The following is a 9,554-nucleotide window of genomic DNA, read 5'->3' as shown; positions in this document are numbered from 1 at the left end:
ATGGCTACTTAGCTCAGTTGGTTAGAGCACATCACTCATAATGATGGGGTCGCAGGTTCGAATCCCGCAGTAGCCACCATTCTTTCTTTATGAAAGAAAAAATACAAACAACGTTATATTGAATCACCAATATCGATATAACTATAAAGATTTGCTGCGGTCGTGGCGGAATTGGTAGACGCACCAGATTTAGGTTCTGGCGCCGAGAGGTGTGAGAGTTCAAGTCTCTCCGACCGCACCATCATTGAATAGAACCCAGCTTTTTAGCTGGGTTTTGTTTTATCTGGAATATGTAAATCTGCAAGCCAAGTCACCAAGTATTCTCTCCTATAACCTCACTTTTACTGCAATTTTATTAGACAATGTCTGCTCCATTTCCTAACTGAGTATGACTGCCTATGAAAACCCTCCCTTTAACGATCGGTTGCTACACAGATTCTCCAAGTAATAGCCAAGGTGTATATCAAACTCAGTTAGATCTAGAAACGGGAACGCTGTTGCCTTTAAAGCTTATAGCGGCCTGCACTAATCCCTCGTTTATTACCACGACAAAGTTGGGGGTCTACACAGCTTCTGAAGTTGACCAAAAGATGCAACCACAACTGATTCATATACCGAATGTTGATTCAACAATAGCGTCAAATACTGGGCCAATCTCAGGAGATCACCCTTGTCATATCACGATAGATCCCCACAATAAGTTTGCTATTACATCGCAATATTCATCAGGGACATTCGATATCTTTAGTTTAAGTATCAATGGCAATATCGATAAACGGCTCAAAACAATCAAAATGGTTGGTTCTGGACCTAATGCAGAAAGACAAACGGGCCCACATGCTCATCAAAGCCTTTTCCTAAAGAACTCTCCGCAGTTTGTCACCGTCGATCTCGGAGCCGATCGAATCAACTTCTATTGCTTTGACGAAGAGCAAGAAGAGTTCCTTGATGAGCCAATGCAATCTATCAAAGTGCGTACAGGGAATGGACCTCGTCACTTAATCTTTAATCAAGCTGAAGATAGAGCCTATGTGGTGTGTGAGCTCTCTGAAACAATATTGATTTTAGAAAAGTCTTTAGGCATTTGGAATGTAGTGGAAGAGATTGATGCATTGCCTAATATGGAGAAGGGAGAAGCCGCAGCTGCGATTAAGCTATCGCCAGATGAGCAATTCCTTTATGTGTCTTGCCGACATCAATCCAGAATCAGTTGTTTTAGAATAGACTCCGTCACTCAAAAGCTCATTTTTATGGATAGTTACGATGTTGAAGGTAAGTTCCCTCGCGACTTTCATATCACTAAAGACGGGCAATGGCTTATCGCCGCAAACCAGCATTCCAACAACCTCACATCATTCAAACGAGATATTGAAGATGGCTCCCTCACCTATACTGGATGCTCTTTAGCCATCGATGCACCTGTGTGTGTAACGCAATAGTATTAAGAACTAAGCACTAAGCACTAAGCACTAAGCACTATCACGAAATCAAAAAAGGAGAGCCTCAGCTCTCCTTCTTTTTATAACTCAATAATTTGGACTAACCAATCACAACCCTAAAGCGTATTTAAGTACCTGTGATTTAATCGGCCCTGAGTTTTCTGCTAGCTTTAGTGCTGCATTTCGCACAAACTTAAGTGGGCCAATGTCATTGCTAAACGTTTTGTAGAAAAAGTCCATGCCACTTTGCATCATTAGATTGTCACCTCTTCTGATCACTTCATAGCGTCTCGCCACAGATTGATTCAATTCACCTTTCTCTTGGGTGATATCCAATAGTGCTGCCACATCTTTAAAACCCAAGTTAACACCCTGCCCTGCTAGAGGGTTAATCGTATGTGCAGAGTCCCCGACTAAAATACAGTTATTCTTTGAGTATGATTGAGCATGACGTCGTGTCAGAGGAAAAGAACCCGAGTTCAAAACTTTGATATCACCTAACTCTTTAGGAAAGTGAGTAAGTACTTCATTACGTAGTTTTTCAGGGGGCATTGCTGACAATTGCTTAATACGCAGTGGAGAATCATACCAAACTAACGAGCCCTGCCCGACTTCTTGATCGTCAGAGACTAGAGAACACAAAGGCAAAAATGAACGAGGACCACTTGGTAAAAATTGCTGCCAAGTAATATCTTGCTGAGGCTGTTCTGTTTCTACGTTGATAAGCATGCAGTGCTGTCGGTAATCCCAAGCCGTAATACCAATCCCTGCTTGCTGACGGACGGCTGAATTTGCGCCATCAGCGCCAACCACCCACTTCGCGGACAACTGAGTACCCGACTGAAGCTTGACTATATTGGTCTCACCAAACTCAATCTCATCGAGCTTTTCTGGACATAACAGTTCGAGATTGTCGTAGGCATCAAACTGAGCCCATAAACCCAATTGGATTAATCGATTCTCAACGATATAGCCCAAACGAGGAAGGTCCAGTGATGCTGCATCAAACCGAGTACGACACTCTGGATGTTCCCAAGTTTCCAATCGCTTGTAAGAACAGACGCGCATCGCTGCAATACTTTGCCATGCACCAAGATCTTCAAGCAAATCGACCGATGCTTGAGAAATCGCTGACACACGAATGTCCATCGCTTGCGACTCATCAAAAGCTTGTGGGGCAAAACCTTCGATCACCGCAACACTCAGACCTTGCTTTGCAAAACCGATTGCTGTTGCTGCACCAACCATGCCGCCACCGACGACGACAATATCGTAACTGTTCATATTTTGTACTTATCAGTTTGATTCTTTGACTGTTTTTGATTGTACTTTTTCATAACGAACTTGTAACCAAAAACCTTATTAGAAAGAAGGGTTACCCCTTATGGCATATGGCGTTGACGATAATAAAAACCACTACATAAGAGATTTGTTCAGACTACTAGTCAGTCGGTTTTGAAACCAGTACAATACGCCGCTTGCCGCTAGAGCCTGTCATAAAATTGAATACCGAATTATGACGAACGGAGCTAGCGGATGAATAATGGGCGATTTGCTCCCTTAAATTAAACTAACGATCGAGCGAACATATAATGAGTAAGAAACTGCTAATTAAAACTTGGGGCTGTCAGATGAATGAATATGATTCATCAAAAATGGCCAACCTGCTTAACGCTGCAAATGGCTATGAGCTAACTGAAGTACCTGAGGAAGCAGACGTACTACTATTGAATACTTGTTCTATCCGCGAAAAAGCGCAAGAAAAAGTATTCCACCAGCTTGGTCGTTGGAAAACGCTTAAAGATAAAAAAGAAGGTGTGGTGATCGGTGTGGGTGGCTGTGTAGCGACTCAAGAAGGTGATCACATTCGTCAACGTGCACCTTACGTAGACGTAATCTTTGGCCCACAAACATTACACCGTTTGCCAGAGATGATTAAGTCATCACTGTCTAACGAAAAGCCAGTAATGGACATCTCTTTCCCAGAGATCGAAAAGTTCGATAACCTGCCAGAGCCAAAAGCAGACGGCGCAACAGCCTACGTTTCTATCATGGAAGGTTGTTCTAAGTACTGTACTTACTGCGTTGTTCCATATACTCGTGGTGAAGAAGTTAGTCGTCCAATGGATGATGTGCTATTCGAAGTTGCACAACTTGCAGAGCAAGGCGTACGTGAAGTAAACCTGCTAGGCCAAAACGTAAACGCATTCCGAGGCCCTACTCACGAAGGTGACATCTGCACATTTGCAGAGCTCCTTCGCCTAGTTGCGTCTATCGACGGTATCGACCGTATTCGTTTCACAACAAGCCACCCGCTTGAGTTTGGTGACGACATTATTGAAGTTTACAAAGATACCCCTGAACTAGTGAGCTTCCTTCACCTACCAGTACAAAGTGGTAGTGACCGTATTCTTACGATGATGAAGCGTCCACATACGGCTATCGAGTACAAATCTATTATCCGTAAACTGCGTAAAGCTCGTCCTGACATTCAAATCAGCTCTGACTTTATTGTTGGTTTCCCTGGTGAGTCTAAGCAAGACTTCCAAGATACAATGAAGCTAATTAAAGAAGTTGATTTCGATATGAGCTTCAGCTTTGTTTTCTCTCCACGTCCAGGTACGCCAGCGGCAGATTACCCATGTGATGTACCAGCACAAGAGAAGAAAGATCGTCTATACGAACTGCAACAAACGGTAAATACACAAGCTATGCGCTTCTCTCGTCTAATGTTAGGTACAGAGCAACGTATTCTTGTTGAAGGTCCATCAAGAAAGAACCTAATGGAACTTCGCGGCCGTACAGAAAACAGCCGTGTTGTGAACTTCGAAGGTTCTGCCGACCTAATCGGCCAGTTCGTAGATGTGAAGATCACAGAGGTTTACACTAACTCACTACGTGGTGAGCTAGTTCGCACAGAAAAAGACATGGGTCTACGCGTTGTTATGACTCCAGCAGAAATGATGGAAAAAACAAAACGTGAAGACGAGCTAGGTGTAGCGACATTTACACCATAGGCAATACAACTGTTTGAGCACAAAGCGCAAACACAAAGCTTGAAATTACCTAACTAAGTGACCATCTTAGAAATAGGGATATCACCATCAAAAGCCCGGTCTAAATCGGGCTTTTTGCTCTTTTTTATATTTAAGAGTGAGTGGCACAAAATGAGAGGCTAATTTGAGCAATAAAATCGTTACCTTAGAGATAAATCTAGAGCCAGCAGACAACAAGCGCTTGGCAAGTTTATGCGGACCATTTGACGACAACATCAAGCATCTTGAGCGTCGTCTGGGCGTTGAGATTAATTACCGTAGCAACTTTTTCACGATTGTCGGTAAGCCTCACACTACAGCCGCCGCTTTAGACATCATCAAACACCTCTATGTTGAAACGGCTCCAGTTAAAGGCAACATAATCAATATCGAACCAGAGCAAGTGCATCTGGCCGTCACTGAGTCTGGTATTTTGGAGCAACACGTCGAGTCTGAAATCGACTACGGCAAAGAAGTGACCATTAAGACTAAAAAAGGCGTCATCAAGCCTCGCACGCCAAACCAAGCACAATACCTAATGAACATGGTCACTCATGACATCACTTTTGGTATTGGACCTGCTGGTACTGGTAAAACATACTTAGCTGTTGCGGCTGCGGTTGATGCACTTGAACGTCAAGAAGTTCGTCGAATCCTACTGACTCGTCCTGCTGTTGAAGCTGGTGAGAAGCTTGGTTTCCTACCGGGTGATTTAAGCCAAAAAGTAGACCCATATTTGCGTCCGCTTTACGATGCACTGTTTGAAATGCTTGGCTTTGAGCGAGTTGAGAAGCTGATTGAACGTAACGTGATTGAAGTTGCTCCACTGGCTTACATGCGTGGTCGTACATTGAATGATGCGTTTATCATTCTTGATGAGAGCCAAAACACCACGGTAGAGCAGATGAAAATGTTCTTAACCCGTATCGGTTTTAACTCTCGCGCTGTGATCACAGGTGATATTACGCAAATCGATTTACCTCGTGGTGCAAAATCAGGCCTACGTCATGCAACTGAAGTGCTCAGTGAAGTGGATGATATTAGCTTTAACTTCTTCATGTCTGAAGACGTCGTTCGTCACCCTGTCGTTGCTCGTATCGTCAACGCGTACGAGAAGTGGGAAGCAAAAGACCAGAAAGAGCGCAAAGAGTTTGAACAACGTAAGCGTGAAGAGCGCGAGGCCAAGCTTCTTGAGGCTCAGCAAGCTGTTACGACACAATTAGCAACACAAAATAGTTCTGTCATTGCAGAGCAAGGTGATAAATAGATGTCTATTGAACTAGACCTGCAATTAGCAGTCGAAAATGAGCAAGGTCTTCCAACTGAGCAAGATATTCAACTTTGGTTAGACAAGACAATTCCTCAGTTTCAAGAGAGTGCCGAGTTGACGGTTCGTATTGTTGATACACAAGAAAGCCACCAGCTCAATCATGACTATCGTGGAAAAGATAAGCCAACTAACGTGCTGTCTTTCCCATTTGAAGCACCACCAGGAGTGGAATTAGATCTACTGGGTGACCTCATTATTTGCCGCCAAGTTGTCGAAAAAGAAGCAGAAGAGCAAAGTAAGCCTCTGCTAGCACACTGGGCTCATATGGTTGTACATGGCAGTCTGCATCTGCTAGGTTATGATCATATCGAAGATGATGAAGCTGAAGAGATGGAGTCACTCGAAACAGAAATCATGCAAACTATGGGGTTTGAAGACCCGTATATTCTAGAAAAGTAAATCGATTCTAGTAAAGTAGGTTGCAGAGAAACAATAACTCATCGAACCTGTGATTTTCGCAGGAATCTGAGTTGTAACGTGTGCTATCACACTTCTGATAGCGTTATTTTTTGAGAAATCATGAACGAAGGTAACCCCCCCACTTTTGAGGGAAGTAAAAAATCTGAAGGTCCGAGTAGAAAGTCCTTCTTTGAACGCCTAGGCCAACTATTTCAAGGTGAAGTTAAAGATCGCCAAGAGCTCGTAGATGTAATCCGCGACTCAGAAATTAATGACCTAATTGACCACGACACGCGCGACATGCTCGAGGGTGTAATGGAAATTTCAGAGATGCGAGTACGCGATATCATGCTGCCTCGCTCTCAAATGGTTACAGTTGAACGCACCGATGATTTAGATACATTGATTGCGCTTATTACTGATGCTCAACACTCTCGCTACCCAGTGATCAGTGAAGATAAAGACCATGTTGAAGGCATTCTATTAGCGAAGGACCTACTTAAGTATTTGGGTTCAGAAAGTGCCCCATTTGATATCGAACAAGTGATTCGCCCTGTCGTGGTTGTTCCTGAAAGTAAGCGTGTTGATCGCCTACTCAAAGAGTTCCAAGAAGAGCGCTACCACATGTCTATCGTTGTCGATGAGTTTGGCGGAGTTTCTGGCCTGGTAACCATTGAAGATATCCTCGAAGAAATCGTTGGTGAAATTGAAGACGAGTTCGACGATGAAGAAGAGCTAGATATTCGTAAGCTGAGCAAGCATACTTTCTCTGTTAAAGCTTTAACCACTATTGAAGAGTTCAACGATACGTTTAACACTGCCTTTAGTGACGATGAAGTGGATACGGTAGGCGGCATGGTTATGACAGCACTCGGTCACCTGCCAGTTCGTGGCGAAATTGTAGAAATCGAAAACTACCATTTCAAAATTACGTCTGCAGATAACCGTCGTGTGATTCAGCTACAGGTAACGATACCTGACGAACAACCTCTTCCGACTATCGAAGAATAACAACTTCTCTCTAAAGAGATGACAGAAATTAGATGACTAAGACCTTTATTCATCGCCTATTACGGCCGCTAGCGGCCGTTTTTGTTGGCGCTATAACCACCCTTTCATTCGCTCCATACTCTATATGGCCTCTTGCTATTCTCAGCCCAGCTTTGTTGCTGTTACTGATCCACAACCGTTCTCCTAAAAGTGCGCTTTGGATTGGCTACGGATGGGGTTTAGGCCAATTCGCAACAGGTATCAGCTGGGTATACGTCAGCATCGATCATTTTGGCGGCATGCCACTGGCAGCCAACCTGTTTTTGATGGCTTTGCTCATTGGCTACCTAGCGGTTTATTCAGGCCTATTTACCTGGAGCTTAAACAAGTACTTCCCTGCTAATAACCTAAGCCGCTTTTTCCTCGCAGCTCCTGCATTGTGGTTAATCAGTGATTGGCTACGTGGCTGGGTAATGACGGGCTTTCCTTGGCTTTGGCTTGGCTACAGCCAAATCGATTCTCCACTAGGCTCGTTTGCACCGATTGGCGGTGTCGAGTTAATTACTCTGGCAGTCATTGTCTCTGCATCTGCACTCGCTTATATGGTTATCAATAAAGCATGGAGTGTTGGCATCATCCCTGCAATCGTATTCAGTGCAGGTTTTGGCATTCGAAATATCGATTGGGTGACACCGAACCCTGAAAAAACAACCTCAGTGGTATTGATTCAAGGCAATGTAGATCAAGACAGTAAATGGCTACCAAGCCACCGCTGGCCTACGATGATGAAGTACACAGATCTAAGTAGAGAAAACTGGGATGCCGATATCATCATTTGGCCTGAAGCCGCTATTCCAGCATTCGAAGTTGAAATTCCATCTTTCTTACGTAACTTAGATAGCGCAGCGAAGATGAACAACAGCTCAATCATCACTGGCGTACTCAATCAGTCTGAAGATAAGAAGTACTACAACAGCGTTCTTTCTCTAGGTGTCAATCCATACGGTGAATACAGCTACGATCCAGACGAACGCTACCATAAACATCACCTATTGCCATTTGGTGAGTTTGTGCCGTTTGAAAATATCTTGCGCCCATTGGCACCGTTCTTCAACTTGCCGATGTCATCATTTAGCCGTGGCGATTTTGTTCAACCAAACATCGTGGCAAATGGCCGTCACTTAGCACCTGCGTTGTGTTATGAGATCGTCTTTAATGATCAAGTTAGACAAAGCGTGACTGATGAGACGGACTTTATTTTAACGCTCTCTAACGATGCGTGGTTTGGTCGTTCGATTGGTCCACTGCAACATATGGAAATCGCACAGATGCGTGCTCTGGAGCTTGGTAAGCCAGTTATTCGCTCGACCAACAATGGTGTGACGGCAGTAACCGATTACAAAGGCAACATCATCAAGCAAATACCTCAGTTTGAAACGGCCGTATTAAAAGCTGATCTCATTTCAACTGATGGGCAAACGCCTTTTCACGCAGTTGGTACTTGGCCACTGTATATCTGGGCGATGCTCAGCTTGGTGATTAGCTGGGTAATTAGAAAGCCAAAGAGCTAGATTAGAAATTCGAAGAAAGTGATTTGAGGGTTGGCTGATTGGGTCAACCCTTTTTTATTACTGCGGTGTAAAGTTGATGGTGCTATGGCTATAGTGTTTACGACTTAAGTGTTTACGACTTAAGTGTTTACGGCTTAAGTGCTTTACGGCTAAACCCTGTCGCCCCACACTTGATACATGGAATGATATTGGTCGGGTGGTTGTATTCGGTTTGATGCCCACACTCATCACAGACAAGCGTCCCGAGCCCGATAACCTCATCCGCTTGATACAACCCTTGATGTTCTAAGTCTTGGAACAATTCAACCCATTCCACCTTAGTGCGATCAGTGATATCTAGCAATCCTTGCCAAATAGAGTCTGTGATCATCAAATAAAATGGACCACCTTTACTCTCTTCATAACTTTCGGAAAACTCTTTTAAGTCCGACTTCACATAGGCCGAGATTAATGATAGCTCATCTTTGGTCATGTCATTGGCAGCTTTCGCAAACTTGCCCGACGTTTCGATTTTGTTGTTAAGCTCTTCAGGGCTATGCTTCAGCGTTTCTATCACCTCTTCGACGACTTCTTCATAGAGTGCTTTTTTCTTCGGCATAACGACCTCCTTAAGATGACTAAGCTTTATCTTAGTGAACGGGGCCGTAGTTAAGCGACCAGTTCCTAACAAACAAATGCAATTCATACCCTTAAGTATAGCTGTCCTAAGTAATTTGGTTGAATTTACGCAATCAACCGTGCTGCAACTGCAAGTATGAAGGGTATAACTATTGTTGTACTAAGCTCCTTT

The 9,554-nt window shown here is 43.7% G+C and carries 8 protein-coding genes and 2 tRNA genes; 8 read left to right on the top strand and 2 right to left on the bottom strand.

Annotated features, from left to right (window positions below; all coding sequences use genetic code 11):
- Window positions 1-2 precede the first annotated feature (2 nt).
- The 3 genes from ACED28_RS04640 (at window position 3) to ACED28_RS04630 (ending at window position 1,439) form a co-directional block, all read left to right on the top strand.
- A tRNA-Met gene (locus ACED28_RS04640) sits at window positions 3-79 on the top strand.
- Window positions 80-156: 77 nt separating this feature from the next.
- Window positions 157-241: transfer RNA gene (locus ACED28_RS04635), tRNA-Leu, on the top strand.
- A gap of 157 nt (window positions 242-398) precedes the next feature.
- Window positions 399-1,439 carry a lactonase family protein gene (locus ACED28_RS04630; RefSeq protein ID WP_371709396.1) on the top strand — a complete coding sequence of 347 codons (1,041 nt, stop codon included), beginning with the start codon at window positions 399-401 and terminating at the stop codon, window positions 1,437-1,439.
- A gap of 108 nt (window positions 1,440-1,547) precedes the next feature.
- Here the strand turns inward: ACED28_RS04630 and ACED28_RS04625 are convergent, their stop codons facing one another.
- A complete protein-coding gene (locus tag ACED28_RS04625; RefSeq protein ID WP_009848485.1) occupies window positions 1,548-2,723 on the bottom strand; it encodes a 2-octaprenyl-3-methyl-6-methoxy-1,4-benzoquinol hydroxylase in 1,176 nt (391 codons plus the stop codon).
- 308 nt (window positions 2,724-3,031) lie between these two features.
- On the opposite strand from ACED28_RS04625, the gene miaB reads away from it, so the two are divergent.
- The 5 genes from miaB to lnt all read left to right on the top strand — a co-directional run bounded on the left by miaB (window position 3,032) and on the right by lnt (window position 8,764).
- Window positions 3,032-4,456: a tRNA (N6-isopentenyl adenosine(37)-C2)-methylthiotransferase MiaB gene (miaB, locus tag ACED28_RS04620; RefSeq protein WP_371709395.1), complete on the top strand. Its 1,425-nt coding sequence runs from the start codon at window positions 3,032-3,034 to the stop codon at window positions 4,454-4,456.
- Window positions 4,457-4,619: 163 nt separating this feature from the next.
- On the top strand, window positions 4,620-5,741 hold the full coding sequence (locus tag ACED28_RS04615) for a PhoH family protein (RefSeq protein ID WP_371709394.1): 1,122 nt from the start codon (window positions 4,620-4,622) through the stop codon (window positions 5,739-5,741).
- The gene (ybeY, locus tag ACED28_RS04610) at window positions 5,742-6,203 is read left to right on the top strand and encodes an rRNA maturation RNase YbeY (protein ID WP_009848482.1); all 462 of its coding nucleotides are present in this window, start codon (window positions 5,742-5,744) and stop codon (window positions 6,201-6,203) included.
- Window positions 6,204-6,323: 120 nt separating this feature from the next.
- Window positions 6,324-7,214, top strand: a complete 891-nt coding sequence (gene corC / locus ACED28_RS04605) for a CNNM family magnesium/cobalt transport protein CorC (protein ID WP_371709393.1) — start codon at window positions 6,324-6,326, stop codon at window positions 7,212-7,214.
- A 32-nt stretch (window positions 7,215-7,246) separates the two neighbouring features.
- Entirely contained in the window at window positions 7,247-8,764 is a 1,518-nt protein-coding gene (lnt, locus tag ACED28_RS04600; RefSeq protein ID WP_371709392.1) for an apolipoprotein N-acyltransferase, read from the top strand.
- Between the two features lie 127 nt (window positions 8,765-8,891).
- Here the strand turns inward: lnt and ACED28_RS04595 are convergent, their stop codons facing one another.
- Window positions 8,892-9,362, bottom strand: a complete 471-nt coding sequence (locus tag ACED28_RS04595) for a zinc ribbon-containing protein (RefSeq protein ID WP_371709391.1) — start codon at window positions 9,360-9,362, stop codon at window positions 8,892-8,894.
- Between the last annotated feature and the right edge of the window lie 192 nt (window positions 9,363-9,554).

Origin of the sequence: Vibrio sp. 1F253 (assembly GCF_041439295.1) — a bacterium.
GTDB classification, from domain to species: Bacteria; Pseudomonadota; Gammaproteobacteria; order Enterobacterales; family Vibrionaceae; genus Vibrio; species Vibrio tasmaniensis_A.
The sequence above is the reverse complement of the archived record's forward strand: the minus strand, read 5'-3'. Positions and strand labels throughout refer to the sequence as shown.